Origin of the sequence: Burkholderia sp. LK4 (assembly GCF_001043615.1) — a bacterium.
Taxonomy (GTDB): Bacteria; Pseudomonadota; Gammaproteobacteria; order Burkholderiales; family Burkholderiaceae; genus Burkholderia; species Burkholderia cepacia.
Window position 1 is genome coordinate 1 of the sequence record NZ_LDUL01000027.1, and the last position, 23,641, is coordinate 23,641.

Below are 23,641 nucleotides of genomic sequence, written 5' to 3' on the forward strand. Positions count from 1 at the left end.
TAAACCTGTTACTGTTTTCGGTTCGGTTAAGAACCGGTCGCTCACTCAAAGCTGACAGGAATATGAATTGCTTCATAAACCTGACTTACTTTAGTGTGAGACTCTTGATACTTTTGCTATCTGATCCGAAGATCAGCTCGCTTCCATCAAGCGCCCACACTTATCGGCTGTTAATTTTTAAAGAGCAATCTGCGAGGAACTTCGTGTTTCTCAGCAGCGCTGCGTTTTCAGCAGCAGAGAAGCGAGATTATGAACCGTGTTTCGCAGCTCGTCAACAACTTTTTACACTACATCGTTGCGACTGCGGGGTTCAACTTTCTTCACCAGCCGCGCGCCCAAGACTGCAGCACACCACCAGCTCCGCTTCCCCTTCCGCGCCGCGTTTCCGTTAGCGCGAAAGAGGCGTGATTCTAAGCACCCTCTTCGAACTGCGCAAGGGGTTTCTCAAAAAATATAAGACCCCGCACGCTGTCGCGTGCGGGGTCTTATATAGAAGCAACTCAACCGGTCAGCCAGCGCGCGCCTGGCGCGCGACGATCTCCATATAGTGATCGAGATCAGGCGTCACCTTGCCCTCTTCCTTTGCCGTATCGTCCCAGCGGCGCAGACGCAGCGCATCCTCCGCGAACGGGCGCTGCAGGAACGCCGCCGTCTCCTCTTCACTGAAGATGCCGCCCTGCAGCGCGAGACTGCGCACCGAGTCCGGCGACAGGCTCTCGAAGTAGCCGGCGTCCGTGCAGCACAGGCAGCGCTTTGCGTCGACGTGCAGCCGGATCGGCTCCAGCACCGCGTCGGAAAACAGCGGACGCAGGAACGGCAGCACGTAATACTGGTGCAGATCGTCGATCCCGCGCGCACTCGGCGTCTCGCCCTGGCGATTCAGCAGGTGCCCGAGATCGTGCAGGAACGCCGCCGCAACCAGCGCTTCATCAGCCCCCGCCTCTTCCGCCAGCAATCCGCTCTGCAATGCATGCTCGAGCTGCGTGACCGGTTCACCGCTATAGGCCACATGACCATGCTCGCGATACAGCCCGTGGATATCTTCCACCGTCAATGCCATTCATTCACTCCCAAGGCAGCGAAAACGTCTTCAGGTTCGTGAAGCTCTTCATCGCCTCCTGAACGCCTTCCTTGTATCCGAGCCCCGAGTCCTTGATCCCGCCGAACGGCGACAGCTCGATCCTGTATCCGGGCACTTCCCATACATTCACCGTGCCGACGTTCAGCTCGTTCACGAACCGCACCACCGCCGCCGTGCTGTCCGTACAGACACCCGACGACAGCCCGAACGCCGTCCCGTTGCTGATCCGGATCGCGTCGTCGATCGTGTCGAACGCAATCACCGGCGATACCGGGCCGAAGGTCTCCTCGCGCACGATCGTCATCGACGGATCGACGTTGTCGAGCACGGTCGGCGCATACAGCGCGCCGCGCCGCACGTTGCCCGTCAACAACCGCGCGCCCTGCGCGACCGCCTCCCCGACCCGCGCCTCGAACAGCCGCGCCGCGTCCTCGTCGATCACCGTGCCCATTTCGTTCGCCGGATCGAACGGATCGCCGTACTTCCATGCGCGCGTCTTCTCGACGAGCAATTCGGTGAAGGCGGGCGCGATCGAGCGCTGCACCAGCATCCGCTTGACGGCCGTACAGCGCTGGCCCGAATTCCGGTACGACCCGAGCACCGCCAGCGACGCCGCGCGTTCGAGATCGGCATCGTCGAGGACGATCAACGGATCGTTGCCACCCAGTTCCAGCACGATGCGGCGGTAGCCGGCCCGCGCGGCAATCGCCTTGCCGATCGCCACGCCGCCCGTGAAGGTGATCAGCGACGCATGCGGGTGCGTGACAAGCTCGTCCGCGATCTCGCGCGGATCGCCGGTCAGCACCTGCAGCATCGGCTCCGGCAGACCGGCTTCAACCAGCAGGTCGGCCAGATAGAGCGCCGACAGCGGCACCTTCTCCGACGGCTTCACGATCACGCGGTTGTTGGTCGCGATCGCCGGCGCGATCTTGTGCGCCACCTGGTTCATCGGATGATTGAACGGCGTGATCGCGACGATCACGCCATCGAGCGGCTGCCGCTGCGAAAACACGCGGCGGGCCTTGCCATGAGGCGTCAGGTCACACGAGAAACTCTGCGCATCGTCGCGCAGCGCCTCGACCGCCGCGAACTTCAACACGTCGGCCACACGGCCGATCTCGTAGCGGGAGTCCTGTTTCGACAGCCCCGACTCGAGCGTGATCAGGTCGGACGCTTCCTCGGTACGCTCGCGCAAAAGCGCAGCCGCGCGTTCGAGGATCTCCGAACGCTCGTAACGCGTGAGCGTCGGCCGGTACGCCATCGCGTAGTCGAATGCCGCGCGCACGTCGTCGACGCTCGCGAGCGGCACCGTACCGACGCGCGTGCCCGTGTAAGGGTCCATGACGTCGAGCGTGCGTTCGCGCGTCGCGCGCGTGCCGCACCAGCGCAGCGCCTCCGCGCGAAACGCCGGGTGATCGTGTCGGGGGTGAGCCATCATGTCGCGACCCGGTTCAGCACGAAATCGAACACGTCGAAATTGCGCGGGCGACGCGCAGGATCGACCGGCTCGATACGGCGATTGAACAGCAGCGGTACTTCCTGCTCCGACACGCCGCCATGCGAACGCAGCGGCACCGTGAGGCCCGACAGATCGTGTTCGCGCTCGCGCGTGCCGAGCGTCATGTCGCGGCGGCCGATCACGACGAGATCGCCGATCCGGTCGGCCGGCAGCTCGAAACGTGCCGCGGCTTCTGCGTTGTCGACCACGAGCTCGACGCCGTCGAGGCCGCCGACGCGCCACATCGCCTCGGCCCGGTCGACACCCGGCGCCAGATAGACCGTGGCAAACGAGCCGAGCGCGCCGTGGTGCACGACGTACGGATCCGTGATCGGCAGGATCACGCGCGCAGCCTGCGCGCCGTACCACCCGTCGAAGGCATCCTGCAGATAGATGACGTTCGGCCGGCCCGTCGCGGGATCGTGCTTCGCGTTCATCCCGTGGTCGGCCGTCAGCCCGATCGCCCAGCCGAGCGCGTCGAGCTGCGCGAGATAACCGTCCATCATCGCGTAGAACACGTTCGCGCCGGCACTGCCCGGCGCGCACTTGTGCTGCACGTAATCGGTGGTCGACAGGTACATCAGGTCGACCTGGCGCGTCTGCGCAAGCCGCACGCCGGCCGCGAACACGAATTCGGACAGCGCCGCACTGTAGACGTCCGGCGACGGCAGGCCGACCCAGTCGAGCACGTCGACGATCCCGTTTTCGGCGAGATTCGCCTGCGCGGCCTTCTCGGCCGAAAAGCAGATGCCGTTCATCTGCCAGCCGAGCAGCCGGCGCAGCTTGTCCTTCGCCGTCACGACGGCCACCCGCGCACCGGCGTCCGACGCCGCCGCGAGCAACGTGCCGGCCCGCAGGTAGGCCGGGTCGTTCATCATGACTTCGGCGCCACGCCCGCCGTCGGCGGCCGGGTCCCAGAAATAGTTGCCGCAGATTCCGTGAACCGACGGCGGCACGCCGCAGACGATCGACAGGTTGTTCGGGTTGGTGAAGGTCGGCACGACGCAATCGGCGCGCCAGGCCGTACCTTCCGCGATCATTCGGCCGATGAACGGCGCGACACCCGCTTCCACCGCCCGTTCGAGATAGTCGTACTCGCAGCCGTCGACGCAGACGACGACGGTCGGCTCGACCGGCAGCCGGTAGTGCCGGCCGTTGACGTCGACCGAGCGACCCGCAAGCGCCGTCGGGATACCGGCCGCCGACGCGTCGCCAGGTTGGCGCAATGCGAACGCGGCGTTCATGATGCCACCCGCTTGCCGCGCGGCACGCGCGCGGCGATCAGCAGCAGCGCCGCGAGCGACGCGCCCAGCATCAGCAGCGACAGCGCCGACGCCGGAAGGTAATACCCCCGCTCCACCTGGCCGATCACGACGATCGGCACGGTCGCGAAGCCGGGCGGATAAACCGTCAGCGTCGCACCGAGCTCGCCGAGCGACAGCGCGAAGCCGAGTGCGAGGCTCGCGCGCAGCGCCGGCACCAGCTGCGGCAGCAGCACGCGGCGCAGCACCATCGCGGGCGGCGCGCCGAGGCTCGCCGCCGCTTCGCGCAGCACGGTCAGCTCCGGACGCAGCGCCGCGGCCGCGCAGCGATAGCAGAACGGCAAGATCAGCGCGAGCTGCACGAGCACGACGATCGCCGCCGAGCTCGACAGGTCGACCGGTTTCTGGTGATACGCGATCAGCACCGCGAGCCCGAGCACGACGCTCGGCACGCCGTTCGGCACCATCACGAGGGCATCGACCACCGCGCCGAGGCCGCGCCGGTCGCGCCCTTCGAGCGCCAGCGCGAGCCACAGCCCGAGGACCGTGCCGACCGCCGACACGCCGAAACCGATTTCGAGGCTCGTCAGCAGCGCGTCGTATTCCGGCGACCCGAGCCGCTCGAACCAGCGCAGGCTGTAACCGGCCGGCAAGATCGTGCCCGACCACTGCGTCGACACGCTCGACAGCGCGACGACGATGACCGGCAACACGAACAGCCAGAAGCACGCGAACGCGGCCAGCGCGAGCGCCGCGCGCGATGCATGCTTGAGCACCGTGTCGCCCCAGCCGATCTGGTGGCGCGGCACGCTCTGCCCGATACGGAATTCAGCGGACATCGTTCCCTCCCGTCGCGCGCCGGTTCACCCGGCGATAAACCGCATACAGCGCCAGCGACAGCGCGAGCATCACCACCGCGCCGGCCGACGCGGTCGGCAGGTCGAGGTCGACGGTCGCGCTGCTGTAGATCGCGACCGGCAGCGTGACGAGCCGCGCGCTGCCGAGCACGAGCAGAATCCCGAATTCGTTCAGCGTCAGCAGGAAGCACAGCACGGTGCCGGCGGCGATGCCCGGCCACGCGATGGGCAGCACGACGCGGCGGGCGAGCATCCAGCCGGACGCGCCAAGGCTGCGCGCGGCTTCGATCAGCCGCAAATCGAGCGTCGCGAACGATGCGAGCGTCGGCCGCACGACGAACGGCGTGTAGAACACGGTCTGCGCGAGAATCACGCCGCCGATGCCGAACAGGAAATCGAGCGGCGCATTTTCGAGATGAAACAGGTGCTGCAGCGCGATGCTGATCGAGCCCTGCGAGCCGTACAGGAAGATCAGCGTGAACGCGACGAGGAACGACGGAAACGCGACGTACAGCTCCAGGAAGCGCGTGACGAGCGACGCGCCCGGAAACGGCTTGAAGAACAGCAGTGCGGCCAGCAGCACACCGAGCACCGACGCGGTGCCGGCGCTCGCGAACAGCACGCCGAGCGTAGTCAGCAGCACGTTGCGGGTGTCGGGGTTGCCGAAGAACGTCCGGTACGCGGCGAAACTCAGCCCGTGGTCGCCCGACACGCTCAGCAGCACGAGCCGCACCAGCGGGTAGACGACGAGCGGGCCCAGCACGACGATCGCGAGCACGGCCAGGTGCAGGTCACCCATGCGCTTGCGGCGCCGCGCGGCGGCGGCGTGCGCGGCGGCCGACGCGAGCACGTGCGGCGGCAGGCCGGCTTCAGGGCTCGATAAGGACGACATCGTCTGCCTCGCAATGCAGGGAAACGCGCGCACCGCGCTCGGGAGCCGCGCCGCGGCCGCGTTGCATCGTGACGCGCACGGGCTCGTCGGGCGCCGCATCGATCGTGACCGCGATCGACAGGTCCGCGCCCTGCCATTCGACGGACGACACCGTGCCGTGCAGCCCGCCCGCGGCGGGCGGCATCACGGTCAGGCGCTCGGGGCGCACGCACGCCACCTTGCCACGCACTTCATGGCGCGGATCGCCGAGCGGGAAGATCACGTGCGGCGGCAGCAGGTTCGCCGGGCCGAGATAACGCGCGACGTAGCCGTCCCGCGGCGCGTCGTACAGCTGCTGCGGCGTGCCGAGCTGCGCGATGTGGCCATCGCGCATCAGCAGCGCGCGGTCGGACAGCACGAGCGCGTCGTCGCGGTCATGGGTCACGCAGACGACGGTCAGGTTCGGCAGGCGCTCGTGCAGCGCCTTCAGTTCGCTGCGCACCGACGCGCGCAGGTTGGCGTCGAGCGCCGACAGCGGCTCGTCGAGCAGCAGCACGTCCGGCTCGATCACGAGCGCGCGCGCCAGCGCGACGCGCTGCTGCATTCCGCCCGACAACTGCGCGGGCAGGTGATGGCCCGCATCGCCGAGCTGCACGAGCTTCAGCGCATCGGCGACACGGCGCGTCACTTCCGACGACGCCATGCCGCGCGCGCGCAGCCCGAATGCGACGTTCTCGAACACCGACAGGTGCGGGAACAGCGCGTAATTCTGGAACAGCAGACCGAGATTGCGCTTGTGCGGCGGCGCGTAGGTCAGGTCGCGTCCGGCAACGGTCAGCGTGCCGGTCAGGCCGTCGGCCTTCACGAACCCGGCGATGAAGCGCAGCAGCGTGGTCTTGCCGCAGCCGCTCTTGCCGAGCACGGTCAGAAATTCACCGGCACCGATCGACAGCGACAGATCTTCCAGCACCGTGCGTGCGCCGTAGCGCACGCTCAGGTGTTCGATCTGCACGCCGCCCGGCGCGCCGGACCGCAGCGTTGCTCGCGGTTCGGCGGCGCCGAATGCGCCGGGATGGGTCAGGGTGGTGTCCACCGGGTTCATCCTCTTGCTCACGAATACAGGCGGCGTGCGCCGATCACTTCGGCTTGACGACGTCGAGCTGCTTGCCCGAGCTGCCGATCACGTCCTTCTTCCAGCGCTCGATCCACACCGGCTTCTTCGCCATCACCTGGGTCCAGTCGACCGGGATCAGCTTCACGCCCGCGATCGCCTTCTTGACCGCTTCGCCGTTCTTGCCGGCCAGCGGCACGTCCGTGCGGCCCGGGATGCCGTACATGTCCGGCACCTTCGACTGCACTTCCGTCGACATCAGGTAGTCGATCAGCTTCTTGCCGGCGTCCTGGTTCGGGCCGCTCTTGATCAGGCCGATGCCGTACGGGAGCTGGAACGTGGTCGGCTGGTCGCCGTCCTTCGCGGCCAGGAAGATCGGCTTGACGGACAGCGCGCCGTGTTCGGCATCGTCGAGGTCCATCTGCAGGTCGCCGTTCGCGACGCTGATCTCGTTACGCGACAGCAGCACGTTCAGGTAGCCCGTGCCCTTCGTGTGGAACTTCACGCTCTGCGACAGCTTCGCGAGGTAGTCGAACGCCTTGTCCTCGCCCATCAGCGACGTCGTCAGGATCAGCACGGCCATCCCGTCGCCGGCCGTGGCCGGGTTCGAGTACGCGACCTTGCCGGCATAGGCCGGCGACAGCAGGTCGGCGAACGTCTTCGGCTGGTTCTTCACGACGTCCGGGTTGATCGCGAACGAGAAGTAGTTGTTCACGAACGTCGCCCACGTGCCGTCTTCCGCCTTCGCGATCGCCGGCACGTTCTTGTAGTTCACGCTCTGGTACGCCTGCAGCAGGCCCATCTGGCCGGCTTGCTGAATGAAAGGCGGCAGCGTGACGATCACGTCGGCCTTCGGGGAATTCTTCTCGATGTTCGCGCGGTTGACGACTTCGCCGCTGCCCGCCGTCACGATGTTGACCTTGACGCCTTCCTTCTTCTCGAACGCCGGCAGCACATCGCGATAGAGGTTCTCGAGACCGTCCGCCGTGTACAGCACGACCGCGCTCGCCGCATGCACGGGCAACGCGGCGCCCAGCAGACCGGCGACGGTGGCGGCCAGCGCCAGCTTGCGGAACGCGCCGGCAGCGGCGCGCGAGGAATTCTGCAGTGTCATCTCACTTCTCCGTAGGCGGAACACCAAATGGCCGGGGCACGATCCGGCTCTCCTGTTATCTCCGGGCAGGCCGATCAACGGCCTGCCTCGCCGCCGCGCCGAGGTCGGGTTTCTCGCGGCAAGCGAAGGATCACAGCGTTCGATGACAAACCCGTGACGAATGCCACAATTTCCAAAAAATGACACATTTTGCCAATATCATGCAAGTCATTCAGAAATGCCGCCCGGCGTTTCTTTCCGACCTTTGCAAGGAAAAACCATGTCCGATCCGATTCTTCTTACGCCCGGCCCGCTCACCACGTCCGCCACAACCCGCCACGCAATGCAACATGACTGGGGCTCGTGGGATGCCGCTTTCAATCAACTGACGGCCAGCGTCTGCGCGGACCTCGTCGCCATTGCGCATGGCGGCGACGAGTACGTGTGCGTACCGATGCAGGGCAGCGGCACGTTCTCGGTCGAAGCCGCGCTCGGTACGCTGGTGCCGCGCGACGGCGTCGTGCTGGTGCCCGACAACGGCGCGTATTGCGCGCGCATCCTGAAGATCCTGGGCCGGCTCGGAATCGAAGCGATCGCTTTGCCGTTCGGCGAGGATGCGGCCGTCGATCCGGCCGCGATCGAGGCCGCGTTCGCGCGCGAGCCGCGCATCACGCACGTCGCGCAGGTGCATCTGGAGACGAGCGCCGGCATCCTGAACCCGCTCGACGACATCGCCGCCGTGTGCCGACGCCACGGCAAGCGGCTGATCGTCGACGCGATGAGCTCGTTCGGCGCGCTGCCGATCGCGCTGGCGGGCAGCGGCATCGATGCGCTGATCTCGGCAAGCGGCAAATGTCTCGAAGGCGTGCCGGGGATGGGGTTCACGATCGTGCGGCGCGATGCGCTCGAGGCCGGCGAAGGCAATTCGCCGTCGCTCGCGCTCGATCTCCACGATCAGTACGCATACCTGCGCAAGACGGGCCAGTGGCGCTTCACGCCGCCGACGCACGTGATCGCCGCGCTGCGCGCCGCGCTCGACCAGTATCTTGCCGAAGGCGGGCAGCCGGCGCGCGGTGCGCGCTACGCGGACAACTGCCGGACGCTGGTCGAATCGATGCGCGCGCTCGGCTTCGCGCCGTTCCTCGATGCGAACGTGCAGGCGCCGGTGATCGTCACGTTCCACGCGCCCGACCATCCGGCCTACGATTTCCGCCGCTTCTACGACGCCGTGCGCGATGCCGGCTTCATCCTGTATCCGGGCAAGCTCACGCAGCTCGAGACGTTCCGCGTCGGCTGCATCGGTGCGATCGACGCCAACGATATCCGGCGCGCGGTCGCGGCGATCGCGCAGGCGGTCGAATCGCTCGGTATCGCGGTGCAGCACGCATAAGGGTGCACGCAACGCGTCGCGCCAACAAAAAAGCCCGGCGGCCTACCGGCCGCCGGGCGAACGCACAGGATGCGCGTGGAGGCGATCCTTACAGCTCGATCCGCTTGATGTCGCCGACGACGAAGATGTAAGACAGCGCACCGATCAGCGCGATCACGCCGATGAACACGAGCGCGCCGACGAACGAGCCGGTCGACGCGACGATGAAGCCGACCACGAGCGGCGTGATGATGCCGGCGAGGTTCGCCGCGAAGTTGAAGATGCCGCCCGTCACGCCGAGCAGGCCGTCCGGCGCGATGTCCGACACGAGGGTCCAGCCGAGTGCGGCCATCCCTTGCGCGAAGAACGCGACCGACATGATCGCGATCACGGCCTCGTTGCTCTGCACGTAGTTCGCGAGAATGATCGTCGACGCGAGCAGCAGGCCCGCGATGATCGGCAGCTTGCGCGCGAGGTTCGCGGACTTGCCGCGACGCAGCAGCCAGTCGGAGAAGATCCCGCCGAACATCACGCCGACCGATGCGGCGATGAACGGCATCACCGCGAAGAAGCCGATCTTCAGCCAGCCCATGTGGCGCTCGGTGGCGAGGTAGGTCGGGAACCAGGTCAGGAAGAACACCAGCGTCGAGTTGCCGGCGAACTGGCCGAGGCAGATGCCCGCGAGCTGGCGCTTCTTCAGCAGCTTGCCGGCCATCGCCCAGCTGAACTTCTTCTGCGCGCCCTTGGCGCCTTTGTCGCCGTCCTTGCGTGCACCGTGCACGAGACCGCCGCCCGCCTCGATATACGCAAGCTCCTCCGAGTTGGCGCCCGGATGGTTGCGCGGCTCATGATAGAACTTCCACCAGACCAGGCCGAACGCGATGCCGATCGCGCCGACGACCCAGAACAGCGAGCGCCAGCCGAACGCGCCCATCAGCGCGAACAGCACCGGGCTGAAGAACGCGAGGCCGATGTACTCGCCGACCGTATACGTACCGGTCGCCATCGCGCGCTCGTTCTGCGGGAACCACGTCGCGACGACCCGGCTGTTGGTCGGGAAGCACGGCGCCTCCGTCACGCCGAGCCCGAGCCGGCATGCGAACAGCGTCGCGATGCCCGGCACGAAGCCCTGCAGGAACGTGCACAGCGACCACAGCGTCATCGACCAGTAATAGGTGATCTTGCTGCCGAAGCGGTCGAGGAACAGGCCGCCGGGCACCTGCATCGCGACGTACGTCCACGAAAACGCGGAGAACATGATGCCCATCACGGCCGCATTGATGCCGAGCTCCTTGGTGAGCTGCGGTGCAGCCACCCCCAGCACGGTGCGGTCGAGATAGTTGATCATCGTGCCGATCGCGAGCAGCGCGAGAATCTTGTAGCGCGCCGAGGTGCGCCGGACCGTGCCGGCCGCCGCCGACGCGGCGTTCGAGTGGGTGGTGTGCTGCATGATTGTCTCCTGATCTCTTTTTTCAGCTAGTCGGTAGAAGGGTCAGCGTGCGACCAGCGACTGAAAGTGTTCGAACATTCGTTCGTCGTCCGGCGTGCGTCCGGTGAAGATCTCGAACGCATCGACGGCCTGGTACACGGCCATCCCGCCTCCCGGCAGCGTCGCGCAGCCGGCCGCGCGCGCGGCGCGGACCAGTTCGGTTTCGAGCGGGAAATACACGATGTCGGCCACCCACATGCCCGCGCGGAGCAGCTCGGCCGGCAGCGGCAGGCCCGGATGCTTGGCCATGCCTGTCGGCGTCGCGTGGATCAGGCCCGTCGCGGCGCGCATCGCGTCCGCGAGATCGCCGCCCTGTACAACGCGTGCCGCAGGGAAGCGTTGCTGCAGCTCAGCCGCGAGATCGGCGGCGCGCGTGCCGTCGACATCGAAAATCGTCAGTTCGGCCGCGCCCATCTGCAGCGCGGCGTGCGCCACGGCCGCGCCCGCGCCGCCCGCGCCGAGCTGGACGACGCGTTCGAGCGACGCGTCGGGCAACCCGCGGCGGAACGATTTCGCGAAGCCCGACCAGTCGGTGTTGTGGCCGATCCGCTTGCCGTCCTTGAACAACACGGTGTTCACCGCGCCGAGCGCACGCGCATCGTCCGACAGCGCGTCGAGGTGCTCGATCACGCGCTGCTTGCACGGGTGCGTGATGTTCAGGCCGTTGTAGCCCATCCGCTGCGCGGCATCGAGCAGTTGCGGCAGTGCGTCGACGGTCACGCCGAGCACGTCGAGGTCGATCCGCCGGTAGACATAGCCGAACCCCTGGCGGAAACCTTCTTCCTCGTGCATCGCCGGCGACAGCGATCCGCCGATGCCCTGGCCGATCAGGCCGATCAGAAACGACGGGCGGCTCATCGCGCGGCTCCCTGCGCGAACAGCGTCGCCAGACGCTGCAGCGCGAACACGTAGCCTTCGGTGCCGCAGCCGCAGATCACGGCTTCGGCAACCGCCGACACATAGGAATGGTGGCGGAACGCCTCGCGGCGATGCACGTTCGAGATATGAACTTCGATCACCGGCTTCGCGATCGCGGAAAGCGCGTCGGCCAGCGCCACCGACGTATGCGTATAGGCAGCCGGGTTGATCACGATGCCGTGCGTATCGTGACGCGCCGCGTGCAGCCAGTCGATCAACTGGTGCTCGGCGTTCGACTGGCGGAAGTCGATTTCCAGCCCGAGCGCTTCAGCGGCCGTTCGGCAGCGCTGCTCGACGTCGGCGAGCGTTTCCGCGCCGTAGATATGGGGCTCGCGCGTCCCCAGCAGATTCAGGTTCGGGCCGTTCAGCACCAGCACCTTGGGCTTGCTCATGGTGTTTCTGCTCCTAAAACGGGGGCGCATCGCTAGCCGACTTCGCCCCCTGACGTCAAGATTTGGCGCTAGTGTGCGCTTGCGAAAGCGCAATGTCTTTTCGGGTTTTCGCTAATTTGTACCACCTAGTTAGTTTGTACAATACGCATCACTTACCCAGTAAATTCGGGATATGGTGCTCGTCGTTAATTCAACGACTGGTTCATTCAGGGTCGATTCGACCGGCGCCGTGCCCCGCTCATCCGCAGGATTCGCCCATGCAGCGCTCGATCGCCACCGTGTCACTGTCCGGCACGCTCGCCGGGAAGCTCGCCGCCATCAAGGCCGCCGGCTTCGACGGCGTCGAAATCTTCGAAAACGACCTCGTCTACTTCGACGGATCGCCGGCCGACGTCCGGCGCATGGCCGCCGATCTCGGCCTCGACATCGTGCTGTTCCAGCCGTTTCGTGACTTCGAGGGCGTGAGCGCAGCCCAGCTCGCCCGCAACCTCGATCGCATCAAGCGCAAGTTCGACGTGATGCATGCGCTCGGCACCGACCGCATCCTGGTGTGCAGCAACGTGTCGGCCGACACGATCGCCGACGACGGGCTGCTCGTCGACCAGCTCGGCGCGCTCGCGGAAGCCGCGCGGCAAGCCGGCGTGGTCGCCGCGTACGAAGCGCTCGCGTGGGGCCGAGTCGTGAAGCGGTACGGCCATGCGTGGCAACTCGTGAATGCCGTGAACAGCCCGCACCTCGGCCTTGCGCTCGACAGCTTCCATACGCTGTCGCTCGACGATTCTCCGGACGCGATCGCCGACATCCCCGGCGACCGGATCGCGTTCGTGCAGATCGCCGATGCGCCGAAGCTCGCGATGGACGTACTCGAATGGAGCCGCCATTTCCGCTCGTTCCCGGGCCAGGGCGACTTCGACCTCGCGCGCTTCACCGCGCGCGTGATCGAATCGGGCTACACGGGACCGCTGTCGCTCGAGATCTTCAACGACGGCTTCCGCGCGGCGCCGACCGCGATCACGGCCGCCGACGGCCATCGCTCGCTGCTCTACCTGGAAGAACTGACACGCGAGCGGCTCGCGCGGGACGGCCGCGCGCCGGCCGCCAGCCAGCCGCTGTTCGCGCCGCCGGCGCCGCCCGCGCACGTCGGGTTCCAGTTCATCGAATTCGCGGTCGACGCACAGGCCGCGGCAACCGTCGGCGAATGGCTCGGCCGGATGCGCTTCCGGCTCGCGGGCCGGCATCGGTCGAAGGACGTGACGCTGTTCCAGCACGGCGCCGCGTCGATCGTGCTGAACGCGGAGCGCGACTCGTTCGCCGATGCGTTCTTCCAGCAGCATGGGCTGTCGCTGTGTGCTTCGGCATTCCGCGTCGACGACGCGAAAGTGGCGTTCGAACGCGCGGCCGGTTTCGGCTATGCGCCGTTCTCCGGCCGCGTCGGGCCGAACGAACGCGTGCTGCCGAGCGTGCAGGCACCGGACGGCAGCCTCGAGTATTTCGTCGACGAAGCGCCGAACGCGCCGACGCTGTATGAGTCGGACTTCGTGCTGACCGACATCGACGGCCCGAGCGAGGTCGGTCCGCTGACGGGCATCGATCACGTGTGCCTGGCGCTGCCGGCCGACGCGCTCGATACGTGGATCCTGTTCTTCAAGACGGCCTTCGGCTTCGAGGCCGAGCGCAGCTGGCTCGTGCCCGACCCGTACGGGCTGATGCGCAGCCGCGCGGTGCGCAGCGCCGACGGCTCGGTGCGGATCGCGCTGAACGCGTCGGTCGACCGGCACACGGCGGTCGCCGAATCGCTCGACCGCTATCACGGCACGGGGCTGAACCACGTCGCGTTCCGCACGGACGACATCGTGAAGACGATCGCCGCGTTCGCGGCCGACGGCATTCCGTTCCTGCGCATTCCGCCGAACTACTACGACGATCTCGCCGCACGCTACGCGCTGCCGGACGAGTTGATCGACACGCTGAGCACGCATCACCTGCTGTACGACCGCGACGAGCACGGCGGCGAATTCCTGCACGCGTATACAGAACTGGTCGACAACCGCTTCTCGCTCGAGATCGTCGAGCGGCGCGGCGGATACGACGGCTATGGGGCGGCAAACGCGGCCGTGCGTTTGGCCGCGCAGGCACAGCACAGGAAATAAGAGAAAAAGACGAACCTGAATTTCGGGGCCGAATCACATTCGCGCCCCGCGGCTGACTCAAAGGGCCGCATCCCGCACGCACCATCGTGGTGAATCGCGCGGCAACGCACCCGCCCGCGCGGCTTGCCGCGATCGGGCCGGGAACCGCGCTCCTTCTGGCGTTACATCCGGTAACCTGTACCGCAGCGCAGCATCCGGTCCTCGGCCACGGTTTTAAGAATCGCTTAAGTCTTCGACGGCACCATCCGCAACCAGTACCCGATAGTTATCTCGAAAAGGAGGAAAGCGATGAGCGCCGTAGAAGCACCCGCGGGCCGCCCGGCCGCGCCCCCTGCAAAGAAGACGATGCTGCGCCGCCTGCTCAGTCATCATGAAATCGCGACGCTGCTCGTGCTGCTGCACGCACCGATCGGCGCGAACGCCAAACCCGAACTGCCTGCGCTGCAGGAAGCCGGCCTCGTCGAGATGGTCAAGCTCGACGCCGATACGGCCCCCAGCTTCCGGCTGACCGAAAACGGCACCGCCGTCCTGAAAGGGCTCGGCTACCGCTGAGCCGCGGTTTTCACCGCTTCCCCCTTTTCCGTTTCCCCGGATCGCCCCGATCCCTGCGACTCGCCAGCCCTTTCGGCGCGTCGCGTCACGCTGCCCGCTCCTGCAGCATCAACCGGTATTCCGTCGGCGTCACGCCGACCGTCGCCTTGAACTGGCGCGTGAACGCGCTGTGATCCGTATAGCCGCATAGCGCCGCGACGTCGGTCACCTTGTCGTGCGTGACGAGCAGCGCGGTGGCCGCATCCAGCCGCGTCTTCAGCAGCACCTGGCGCGGCGTCAGGTGGAACACCTTGTGGAAGTAGCGTTCGAGCTGCGCGACCGACATCCCGGCCATCTGCGCGAGCTGCTTCAGGTTCAGCGGCTGTACGTAGTGATCCTGGATGTGCTGGACCACGTCGGCGAGCCGGCTGTACGCCGGGTGCGATCCCTCGTGCGCCTTCAGGTCGCGCGAGATGCCCGCGAGGCCGACCACCCTGCCTGCGGCATCGCGCAGCGGCTCCTTGCAGGTCAGGCACCAGCCCGGCTGGCGGCCCGGATACAGGTGCAGCTCGAGCTGGTCCATCAACTGCTGGCCCGCGTTGATCGTCGCCATGTCCTGCTCGAAATAGCTGCGGCCGAAGCGGCGCGGAAACACTTCGTCGGCCGTCTTGCCGAGCAGGTCACGCTTGTCCTTGTAGCCGCAGCGCATCGCCAGCGTGCGGTTGACGAGCGCGTAGCGGCCGTTCGCGTCCTTCACGAAGAACGCGACGTCCGGCAGCGCATCGAATACCGGTTCGAGCAGGCGGAAGTGCGCGAGCATCGCGCCGAGATCGGCGTTGTCGGGCTGGTGGCGCAACGTATCGGACAGGCTCATGGGCGGTACGGCTGGCAAGGTCGTCATCCGGGCAACCGCAAGGCGAGTGGCAGATGGCGTCGATTATAGAAGCGCCCCTCCGATCGCGTCGCGCCGATCGCAAGGGCGGGCAAGTTGGCGGCAGCCGTCACGTCGCGCCGTCGGCCGACCGGCTTCGACACGCCACATACGTTGCGTGCACAACCACTGCGCCGCGCATGCGACGGCCGGCCGGGAATCCGCTTATGCCAACGCCGCAGCCATGCATGCACCGGCGCCAACATGCCATGAGCGCACGGGCTTGCCGGAGCACCGGCACCGGCACCGCGCATCCGCACCGCGCATCCGCATCCGCATCCGCATCCGCATCCGCATCCGCATCCGCATCCGCATCCGCATCCGCATCCGCATCCGCATCCGCCAGCATAAAAATGCAACCGTACAGCGTCTTGGCGCGTTTGCGCATTCGTCGTGACGATTTCGGCATATATCAGGGTTATCGACGATATGCCGATATCGTCGCCGGCCGCGCACCGAACGCGCAAGACGCACGCATTTTCGCTGTCTAGACTTCGCTTCACGGTCACGAGACGACCTTCCGCCGCGGCAGCGACCGGCGTGCAGGGCCTGCGGCATCGGCCACCACACGCGCCGATTCCGGCACAGCCCGGGCAGCACGCGGCACGCACGCACGGCCCTCGCAGCGGCCTGCCGACCGAACCGTCTCGCCCGGTTTACCGGTGCCGGCCCGCCAGCCGGCGGCGGCCCAACCACGCCATCAAGGGGAAGTGAAAGTGAAGCTGAAGGTATCGCACGTCGCGCTGGCCGCTGCCTGCGCACTGTCGGGCGCGCACGCCATTGCCGCCGACGTCGTCAAGATCGGTTTCGCCGCACCGCTGACCGGCCCGCAGTCGAACTACGGCACGGACATGCAGAAGGGCGTGCAGCTCGCGATCGCCGATTTCAACGCGACGCGTCCGACGATCGGCGGCAAGCCCGTCACGTTCCAGCTCGATTCGCAGGACGACCAGGCCGACCCGCGCACGGGCACGACCGTCGCTCAGCGGCTGATCGACGACAACGTCCGCGGGATCATCGGGCACTTCAACTCGGGCACGAGCATTCCCGCGTCCGACCTGTACGATCGCGCGGGGCTGCCGCAGATCTCGATGGCCACGTCGCCGCAATACACCGCGCGCGGCTACAAGACGACCTACCGGCTGCTGACGAGCGACGCGCAAGCGGGCCGCATCGTCGGCACGTACGCGGTGAAGACGCTGCGCTTCAAGCGCATCGCGATCATCGACGACCGCACGGCCTACGGCCAGGGCATCGCCGACGAATTCGCAAAAGCCGTCGAGGCGGCGGGCGGCACGATCATCAAGCGCGACTTCACGAACGACAAGGCGCTCGATTTCTCAGCGATCCTGACCAACCTCAAGGGAATGAACCCGGACGCGATCTTCTACGGCGGCGGCGACGCGCAATCGTCGCCGATGATCCGCAAGATGCGCCAGCTCGGGATGAAGTCGGCGTTCGTGACGGGCGAGATGTCGCGCTCGCCGACGTTCCTGAAGGTCGGCGGCGACGCGGCCGAAGGCGCGATCGTCTACATGGGCGGGCTGCCGAAGGAGAAGATGCCGGGCTTCGCCGGTTACGCGGCACGCTACAAGGCGCGCTTCAACGAAGACGTGATTACCTACTCGCCGTACTCGTATGACGGCACGATCGCGCTGCTCACCGCGATGAAGGACGCGAACTCGACCGACCCGAAGGTGTACACGCCGTATCTCGGCAAGGTGTCGGTCAAGGGCGTGTCGGCCCCGAGCATCGCGTACGACGCGAAGGGCGACCTGAAGGATGCGCCGGTGACGATCTACAAGGTCGAGCGCGGCACGTTCAAGCCGGTCGATACGATCGCCGGCAACTGATACGCAACCCGGCCCCGCGCGGCGCGTCAGCGGCTCACCGGCCGCCCGCGCCGCCCGCGCTTTTGCTCCGGCCCCGGCCGCGCGCTCCGAAGCCTTCCCCGTCTCATACCCGCGCGCGCATTTCGCGCTCCTGTAGAATCCTCCCACCCGCTTTGACGCTTCGTCCCTGCCGTGCCCCATCCCGGTGCGGCGGCGCGTGTTGCGCGCCTCACCCGGCACACGACACGCTTCGACGATGCAAGCCGCGCCTTGTCAGTCCATGCCGATAGCGGGCCCTGGAGACGCAGCACCGACAACAACATTCGAAAACCGATCGTCCTGACCATGCAAGCTTCCGAATTGAGCGGCGTGCCTCGCGCCGCCGAACGCGCGCTCACGCGCAGCGACTACAAGACCCTTGGCCTTGCCGCACTCGGCGGCGCCCTCGAGTTCTACGACTTCATCATCTTCGTGTTCTTCGCGCCGGCGATTGGGCAACTGTTCTTCCCGCACGACATTCCCGACTGGCTGCGCCAGTTGCAGACGTTCGGCATCTTCGCGGCCGGCTATCTCGCGCGCCCGCTCGGCGGCGTGATCATGGCGCACTTCGGCGACCTGTTCGGCCGCAAGCGGATGTTCACGCTGAGCGTGCTGATGATGTCCGTGCCGACGCTGCTGATGGGCCTGCTGCCGACCTACGACACGATCGGCATCCTCGCGCCGGTGTTGCTGCTGCTGTTCCGCGTGCTGCAGGGCGCGGCGGTCGGCGGCGAGGTGCCGGGCGCGTGGGTGTTCGTGTCCGAGCACGTGCCGTCGCGTCATATCGGCTATGCATGCGGCACGCTGACCGCGGGCCTTACGGCCGGCATCCTGCTCGGCTCGCTCGTCGCCGCCGGTATCAACAGCCGTTACTCGACCGCCGAAGTCGGTGCGTTCGCATGGCGCATCCCGTTCCTGCTCGGCGGCGTATTCGGCCTGTTCTCCGTGTACCTGCGCCGCTGGCTGCATGAAACGCCGGTGTTCGCCGAGATGAAGGCGAAGAAGGCGCTCGCGGCCGAGATTCCGCTGAAGGCCGTGCTGCGCGACCACGGCCGCGCGGTGATCGTGTCGATGCTGCTCACGTGGATGCTGTCGGCCGCGATCGTCGTCGTGATCCTGATGACGCCCGCGCTGCTGCAGAAGCAGTTCCACCTGACGCCCGCGACGACACTGTTCGCGAACAGCGTCGCGACGCTGTGCCTGACGGCCGGCTGCATCACCGCCGGTTCGCTCGCGGGCTGGATCGGCGCGAAGCGCGTGCTCGGCATCGGCGGCATCGGGCTGGCCGCGTGCTACTACCTGCTGTTCGTGCAGGTCGCCGCCGATGCGTCGACGCTGCCGCTCTACTACGGGATCGCGGGCTTCATGGTCGGCACGATCGGCGCGGTGCCGTTCGTGATGGTCAAGAGCTTCCCGGCCGTCGTGCGCTTCTCAGGCATCTCGTTCTCGTACAACGTCGCGTATGCGATCTTCGGCGGCCTCACGCCGGTGATCGTGTCGCTGATGATGAAATCGAATCCGCTCGCGCCGGTCGTGTACGTCGCGGCGATCTGCGTGCTCGGCGCGATCGCCGTGCAGTTCTCGAAGGATGCGAAGGACGTGAAGGACGCACGCTGAACGTCGGCGCGCACGCGCCGGCCAGATGAACGAAGGGCCGAATCCCGCGGCGTGCGGGATTCGGCCCTTTTGTTATGACTCGGTCTGGCGGCGCGAGTCAGCCCGGTTCAACGCAGCACGCCGTACGACGAACTCGGCCGGCGCAGCGCGTCGATGCTCGCGCCGCCGGCGCCGGTGACGAACAGCAGCAGGAACCCGCCGGCGATCGCCACGTTCTTCCAGAAGTGAATCACCATGTCGTGCTGGACGGCGGCGCTCGTCGCGTCCCAGAAATTGTGCCCGACCATCGCGGTCGCGATCGTGTAGACCGCCATCAGCAACGCGAGCGGCCGTACCTTGTAGCCGACGATCAGCAGCAGGCCGCCCAGCCCCTCGATCGCGACGACGATCGGCGCGACGACCTGTTGATAGGGCACGTTCATCCCGTGCAGATACGCGATGAAATCGCTGTAGCCGAGCAGCTTCATGATGCCGCCCCACAAGAACAACGCCGCCAGCGCCAGGCGTGCGAAAAAAATGACGCCGGAATCGACGGTACGCGTCATGCCTCTCTCCTCGTATGCAATTCGGCCGCTTGCCCCGGGCGCGCCCGGGCGGTTCGACGCCGCGCGGCCCCGAAGGGGGCGCGGCAAATGGGCCAGCATAGAGGGTCTTTTCGCCGTGTCCAAGAAAAAGGTTGTAGCAAATCTTTACACTGCGGCGGCCGCGCCGGCGGCTCGACGCACTGAAAAACGCGTTTAGCCCGCGTCGCTCAACAACACCCCTTTCTTGAAGATGAAGCAGCCATAGCCGCGCAACTCGCCGGTGACGATCACCGCGTAGGCCTGCTGCGCGCGCTCGTAGAACGCGAAACGGTCGATACCCGCGAGCGGCACCGCGCGCCCTTCCGCGCGGTCGATCTCGGCCTGCACTTCGCGCTGCACGGGCGGCACCGCGGCTGCGTCGCCGACGACTTCCATCCGCCATGCGGGCGTGTCGACGAACGTGTCGAGCGGCAGCACGGACAGCACCGCGCGCACGACGCGCGCCGAATCGGCGCCGTCGATGCGCAACGCGCGGCCGACCACCGTGTGCTCCGCGACGGATTCCGCCGGGAAATTCGCATCGCAGATCGCGATTTCGTCACCGTGCCCCATCGCACGCAGCGTGTGCAGGATGTCGGCGTGCAGCAGCGGGTCGAGATTCTTCAGCATGTCGGCTAGTCTCCAGGATCAGGAACGAATCGCATAACGTTACCCGATCCCGGCGGCCGTTGCGCATGCATCGCTCACATCACGACGCCGCGGCCGGCATCTCGTCGATGAAACCGGTGACCGTCGCGAGGCGGCCCGATGCGTCGACCGTGCCGAAATCCGAACCCTTCACGATCGCCGCGCCGTCGGGCGACACGAGCGCCCACGAGAACCGCAGGTGCTGGCCGAACGCGTCGACGTCGGTCGTGCGGCGAAAGCGGAACGCGGGGAAGCGTGCCTGCACGGCCGCGATCATCGCGTCGATGCCTGCGTGGCCGTCGCCGGCCATCAGCGGATCGCGATAGGCGGCGTCGCTCGCGTAGGTCGCATCGATCAGCGCGCGGCGGCGCGCGACGTCGGGTTCGTTCCATGCGTCGAAGTAGCGGTCGATCAGGTCGGCGTGAATGGACGAGGCGGACGAGGCGGATTGGGCGGTGCTCATGGCGAGGCTCCTTGTGTCGATGAGGGGACGAGGTCGCGAACGTTGCGTGTTTCGTATTCGCGTGCCGTCATCGTCGCCGGCCTCGCGCGGGCGGTCGATTACGTGCGAGGTAAGGAAATCGCGCCCGCGCCGCCGCGATCAGCCGGCTGCGGAGTGGGCCGCGCAGTTGGCCGCGTAGTCGACCGCCAGGCTCCACGCCGGGTCCTCGTGCTTCGCCCAGTACGCGTCGAACAGCCGGCGCGTCATCGGGCCCGGCCGGCCGTCGCCGATCGGTGCGCCGCTCAGCCGCGTGACGGGCATGATCCCGCCGGCTGTCGACGTGATGAACACCTCGTCCGCTTCGCGCAGTTGCGCATCGTCGACACGGCCAGCCTGCGCGTCGATGCCCATCGACGCCGCCAGCTCGAACACGGTCTGCCGCGTGATGCCGTGCAGCACGCCGCGCTCGGGCGTCCGAAGCCGGCCGTCGCGCACGATGAAGACGTTGAACCCGGGCCCTTCGGCGATGCTGCCGTCCGTGCACTTCAGCACGACCGACTCCGCACCCGCGTCATACCCCTTCAGCAGCCCGGCGACGAGGTCGAGCCAGTGGTAGTTCTTGATCTGAGGATCGACCGATTCGGGCGGAATCCGCCGCACGTCGTCGACCAGATGCAGGTGCAGGCCCTCGCGCAACTGCCGCTCGTTCGCGACCGAGCCGTACGGCACCGCGAACGCGATGAACTGGTTCACCGCGTCGCGCGGGTCGCGGCTGAAGGTGGGCGATACGCCGCGCGTGCACAGCATTTCGACGTACGCGTTGCGCAGGCCCGAGCGGCGCACGCATTCGACGAGGATGTCGCGCAGCGCGTCGTCGCCCAGCGGTACGTCCAGCCGCAGCCGCGCCAGCGAGCGCCTGAACCGCGCGATGTGCCGGTCGAGGCGGAAGAAGCGGCCGTTCCACACGTGCACGGTGTCGTACGTGACGTCGGAATGCAGGAAACCCCAGTCGAGCACCGACACGCGCGCGTCGGCGATCGGAACGAAGCGGCCGTTCATGTACGCGGCGCCCGGCGGATACGCGGATGCTTCGGCAGACTGAATGCTCTCCGGCGCCGAACGTTTCACGTCGGGCGCGTGCGGCGCATAGTCGACCTGCGCGACAAACGACGCGCGATCGGCGTCGAACACGCTGCGATGCACGACCGCATTCGGCCCCGCCGCGCGATCGAACGACAGCTTGCCGTCGAGATGGTCGATCTCGTGCTGCATCAGCTCCGACACATCGGGCGACAGCGCGTCGCGCCGATGCAGCTCGCCGTCGAGCGTCGTGTACTGCACGCTCACCGACGCGTGGCGCTCGACACGCACGAACAGGTCCGGAAAGCACATGCAGTCGTCCCACAGCGTCATCCGCGCGTCGCTGTGCCACACGATTTCGGGGTTCACGATCACGTCGGGCCAGCCGTCCATCGCGAGCGCGATCATCCGTTGCCCGACGCCGATCTGCGGCGCGGCGACCGCGCGGCCGAAACCGTGTTCGTCGCGAAACGCGCGCAGCGCGGCGCGCAGTGCGCCGGCGGCTTCGCGCACGGCGGGATCGGTTACGTCGCCGACCGGCCGCGCGACGTCGCGCAGCGATGCGGTGCCCACCGGAAGAATCCGCGTATTCATTTCACTACCTCCGACAAAGTCACCTTGTTGCCTCCCTTGAACGTCGAAATCGTTGCCGCCGGATTGCGCAACTCGCCGTTCGCGTCGAACGCGATCCGGCCGGTCACCCCCTGGAAGTCGACGCGATGCAGCGCGTCGACGATCTTCGCCGGATCGGCGGACTGCGCGAGCATCACCGCGTGGTACACGGCCATCATCGCGTCATAGGCGTACGGTGCGTAGAGTTGCACGGGGGCGCCGTACTTCTGCGTGAAGCGCGCCGCGAACGCGGGGCCGCCCGGCATCTTCGCGAGGCTTCGGCCACCGTCTGCGCACACGAGGTTGCCGTCGAGCGCATCGCCGGCCAGTTTCAGGATCTCGTGCGTGCACAGACCGTCGCCACCCAGCAGCGGCACGGCGATCCGCAGCTTCTTCATCTGCTTGAGCATCGGCCCGCCCTGCGTGTCCATGCCGCCGAAGAAGATCGCGTCGGGCGCACGGCCCTTGATCAGCGTCAGCGGCGCGCCGAAGTCGAACGCCTTGTCGGTCGTGTATTCGCGTGCGACCACGGCGGCGCCCGTGTTCCCGAGCCCGCCGGCGAACACGTCCGCGATGCCCTGCCCGTAGGCCGTGCGATCGTCGACGACACCGATGCGGCGCGCGTGCAACTGCTCGACCGCATAGCGGGCGACCGCCTGCCCGAGGAAGTCGTCGTTCGCGAGCATCCGGAACGTGGTGCGATAGCCGAGACGCGTGAACGCCGGGTTGGTGGCCGACGGCGTCAGCTCCGCGATGTTCGCTGTCGCGTAGAGCCGCGCGACGGCGATCGACGTCCCCGAATTCTGATGGCCGATCACGGCGCTGACGTGCGTATCGACGAAGCGCTGCGCGACCGTCGTCGCGACCTTCGGGTCGGCCTGGTCGTCTTGCGCGTCGAGCGCGAACGTGACCGGATGCCCGGCGACGTTTGGATGCGCCGCGTTGATTTCGTCGATCGCGAGCCGAATGCCGCGCGCGCTGTCCTCGCCGAAATGCGCCTGCGCACCCGTGAGCGCGCCGGCAAAACCCACGACGACCGTATCCGCGCCGAACGCGGGAACGGCGGGTACAAGCGACACAAGTGGCACCAGCAGCACGAGCGGTGCCAGCAGCAGATGTCGGAAACGCATGATGTTTTCCTCGCGGCTTCATCGTTGACGGGTGCTACGATTATCGGCAGCCGTCGCGAAATCCGATAAACATCGGGCGGCATCATTCGCGAGTTTGTTTCGTTTTTTCTCTCCGAAGGAAATCC

Annotated in this window: 22 protein-coding genes; 6 read left to right on the top strand and 16 right to left on the bottom strand. The window is 66.9% G+C overall.

Translation table 11 applies throughout. The features are described 5' to 3' along the window. Positions 1–508: 508 nt before the first annotated feature. Genes VK92_RS13800 through phnS form a run of 7 tightly spaced genes read right to left on the bottom strand, consistent with a single transcriptional unit; the run spans position 509 to position 7,794 of the window. Positions 509–1,060: a phosphonate degradation HD-domain oxygenase gene (locus VK92_RS13800; RefSeq protein WP_048020829.1), complete on the bottom strand. Its 552-nt coding sequence runs from the start codon at positions 1,058–1,060 to the stop codon at positions 509–511. A gap of 4 nt (positions 1,061–1,064) precedes the next feature. Then, positions 1,065–2,519, bottom strand: coding sequence for a phosphonoacetaldehyde dehydrogenase (gene phnY / locus VK92_RS13805; protein ID WP_021159320.1), 1,455 nt, complete (start codon positions 2,517–2,519; stop codon positions 1,065–1,067). Beyond that, positions 2,516–3,823 carry a phosphonoacetate hydrolase gene (gene phnA, locus VK92_RS13810; protein ID WP_048020826.1) on the bottom strand — a complete coding sequence of 436 codons (1,308 nt, stop codon included), beginning with the start codon at positions 3,821–3,823 and terminating at the stop codon, positions 2,516–2,518. Before phnA ends, phnY begins: the two co-directional genes overlap by 4 nt. Continuing rightward, complete coding sequence (gene phnV / locus VK92_RS13815; protein WP_048020825.1) at positions 3,820–4,680, bottom strand: 2-aminoethylphosphonate ABC transport system, membrane component PhnV; 861 nt, start codon at positions 4,678–4,680, stop codon at positions 3,820–3,822. The genes phnA and phnV overlap by 4 nt, the downstream gene beginning before the upstream one ends. Continuing rightward, complete coding sequence (locus VK92_RS13820; RefSeq protein WP_048020822.1) at positions 4,670–5,590, bottom strand: 2-aminoethylphosphonate ABC transporter permease subunit; 921 nt, start codon at positions 5,588–5,590, stop codon at positions 4,670–4,672. The genes phnV and VK92_RS13820 overlap by 11 nt, the downstream gene beginning before the upstream one ends. After that, positions 5,568–6,671: a 2-aminoethylphosphonate ABC transport system ATP-binding subunit PhnT gene (gene phnT, locus VK92_RS13825; RefSeq protein ID WP_048020819.1), complete on the bottom strand. Its 1,104-nt coding sequence runs from the start codon at positions 6,669–6,671 to the stop codon at positions 5,568–5,570. Before phnT ends, VK92_RS13820 begins: the two co-directional genes overlap by 23 nt. Positions 6,672–6,705: 34 nt before the next feature. Then, positions 6,706–7,794, bottom strand: a complete 1,089-nt coding sequence (gene phnS, locus VK92_RS13830) for a 2-aminoethylphosphonate ABC transporter substrate-binding protein (RefSeq protein ID WP_048020817.1) — start codon at positions 7,792–7,794, stop codon at positions 6,706–6,708. A 259-nt stretch (positions 7,795–8,053) separates the two neighbouring features. Here phnS and VK92_RS13835 point away from each other — a divergent pair, with 259 nt between their 5' ends. Continuing rightward, positions 8,054–9,163 carry a 2-aminoethylphosphonate--pyruvate transaminase gene (locus VK92_RS13835; RefSeq protein WP_048020815.1) on the top strand — a complete coding sequence of 370 codons (1,110 nt, stop codon included), beginning with the start codon at positions 8,054–8,056 and terminating at the stop codon, positions 9,161–9,163. Positions 9,164–9,251: 88 nt separating this feature from the next. Here the strand turns inward: VK92_RS13835 and VK92_RS13840 are convergent, their stop codons facing one another. The 3 genes from VK92_RS13840 to aroQ are packed head-to-tail and all read right to left on the bottom strand — an operon-like array spanning position 9,252 to position 11,941. Further along, positions 9,252–10,592 (bottom strand): MFS transporter, encoded by a 1,341-nt coding sequence (locus VK92_RS13840; RefSeq protein WP_048020813.1) that lies wholly within the window; start codon positions 10,590–10,592, stop codon positions 9,252–9,254. Positions 10,593–10,634: 42 nt separating this feature from the next. Then, a complete protein-coding gene (locus VK92_RS13845; protein WP_048020812.1) occupies positions 10,635–11,489 on the bottom strand; it encodes a shikimate dehydrogenase in 855 nt (284 codons plus the stop codon). Next, positions 11,486–11,941 (bottom strand): type II 3-dehydroquinate dehydratase, encoded by a 456-nt coding sequence (aroQ, locus tag VK92_RS13850; protein WP_021159313.1) that lies wholly within the window; start codon positions 11,939–11,941, stop codon positions 11,486–11,488. Before aroQ ends, VK92_RS13845 begins: the two co-directional genes overlap by 4 nt. Before the next feature lie 257 nt (positions 11,942–12,198). Here aroQ and VK92_RS13855 point away from each other — a divergent pair, with 257 nt between their 5' ends. Together VK92_RS13855 and VK92_RS13860 are read left to right on the top strand one after the other, a co-directional pair. Then, positions 12,199–14,091 carry a bifunctional sugar phosphate isomerase/epimerase/4-hydroxyphenylpyruvate dioxygenase family protein gene (locus tag VK92_RS13855; protein WP_021159312.1) on the top strand — a complete coding sequence of 631 codons (1,893 nt, stop codon included), beginning with the start codon at positions 12,199–12,201 and terminating at the stop codon, positions 14,089–14,091. 288 nt (positions 14,092–14,379) lie between these two features. Further along, on the top strand, positions 14,380–14,643 hold the full coding sequence (locus VK92_RS13860; protein WP_021159311.1) for a hypothetical protein: 264 nt from the start codon (positions 14,380–14,382) through the stop codon (positions 14,641–14,643). Positions 14,644–14,728: 85 nt separating this feature from the next. Here the strand turns inward: VK92_RS13860 and VK92_RS13865 are convergent, their stop codons facing one another. Further along, positions 14,729–15,523 carry an AraC family transcriptional regulator gene (locus tag VK92_RS13865; protein WP_048020809.1) on the bottom strand — a complete coding sequence of 265 codons (795 nt, stop codon included), beginning with the start codon at positions 15,521–15,523 and terminating at the stop codon, positions 14,729–14,731. Positions 15,524–15,671: 148 nt separating this feature from the next. Here VK92_RS13865 and VK92_RS41745 point away from each other — a divergent pair, with 148 nt between their 5' ends. The 3 genes from VK92_RS41745 to VK92_RS13880 all read left to right on the top strand — a co-directional run bounded on the left by VK92_RS41745 (position 15,672) and on the right by VK92_RS13880 (position 19,041). After that, positions 15,672–15,950 carry a hypothetical protein gene (locus VK92_RS41745; protein WP_156190764.1) on the top strand — a complete coding sequence of 93 codons (279 nt, stop codon included), beginning with the start codon at positions 15,672–15,674 and terminating at the stop codon, positions 15,948–15,950. Positions 15,951–16,269: 319 nt separating this feature from the next. Further along, entirely contained in the window at positions 16,270–17,406 is a 1,137-nt protein-coding gene (locus VK92_RS13875; protein WP_021159308.1) for a branched-chain amino acid ABC transporter substrate-binding protein, read from the top strand. A gap of 324 nt (positions 17,407–17,730) precedes the next feature. Then, entirely contained in the window at positions 17,731–19,041 is a 1,311-nt protein-coding gene (locus VK92_RS13880) for an MFS transporter (protein ID WP_048023374.1), read from the top strand. Positions 19,042–19,148: 107 nt separating this feature from the next. Here the strand turns inward: VK92_RS13880 and VK92_RS13885 are convergent, their stop codons facing one another. The 5 genes from VK92_RS13885 to VK92_RS13905 all read right to left on the bottom strand — a co-directional run bounded on the left by VK92_RS13885 (position 19,149) and on the right by VK92_RS13905 (position 23,516). Next, positions 19,149–19,586: a DoxX family protein gene (locus VK92_RS13885; protein WP_021159306.1), complete on the bottom strand. Its 438-nt coding sequence runs from the start codon at positions 19,584–19,586 to the stop codon at positions 19,149–19,151. 192 nt (positions 19,587–19,778) lie between these two features. After that, on the bottom strand, positions 19,779–20,234 hold the full coding sequence (locus VK92_RS13890; RefSeq protein WP_021159305.1) for an RbsD/FucU family protein: 456 nt from the start codon (positions 20,232–20,234) through the stop codon (positions 19,779–19,781). 79 nt (positions 20,235–20,313) lie between these two features. Next, the gene (locus VK92_RS13895; protein WP_048023376.1) at positions 20,314–20,715 is read right to left on the bottom strand and encodes a nuclear transport factor 2 family protein; all 402 of its coding nucleotides are present in this window, start codon (positions 20,713–20,715) and stop codon (positions 20,314–20,316) included. A gap of 138 nt (positions 20,716–20,853) precedes the next feature. After that, complete coding sequence (locus VK92_RS39960; RefSeq protein WP_082160852.1) at positions 20,854–22,368, bottom strand: aminotransferase class IV; 1,515 nt, start codon at positions 22,366–22,368, stop codon at positions 20,854–20,856. Further along, positions 22,365–23,516, bottom strand: coding sequence for a branched-chain amino acid ABC transporter substrate-binding protein (locus VK92_RS13905; RefSeq protein WP_048023378.1), 1,152 nt, complete (start codon positions 23,514–23,516; stop codon positions 22,365–22,367). The genes VK92_RS39960 and VK92_RS13905 overlap by 4 nt, the downstream gene beginning before the upstream one ends. Positions 23,517–23,641 lie beyond the last annotated feature (125 nt).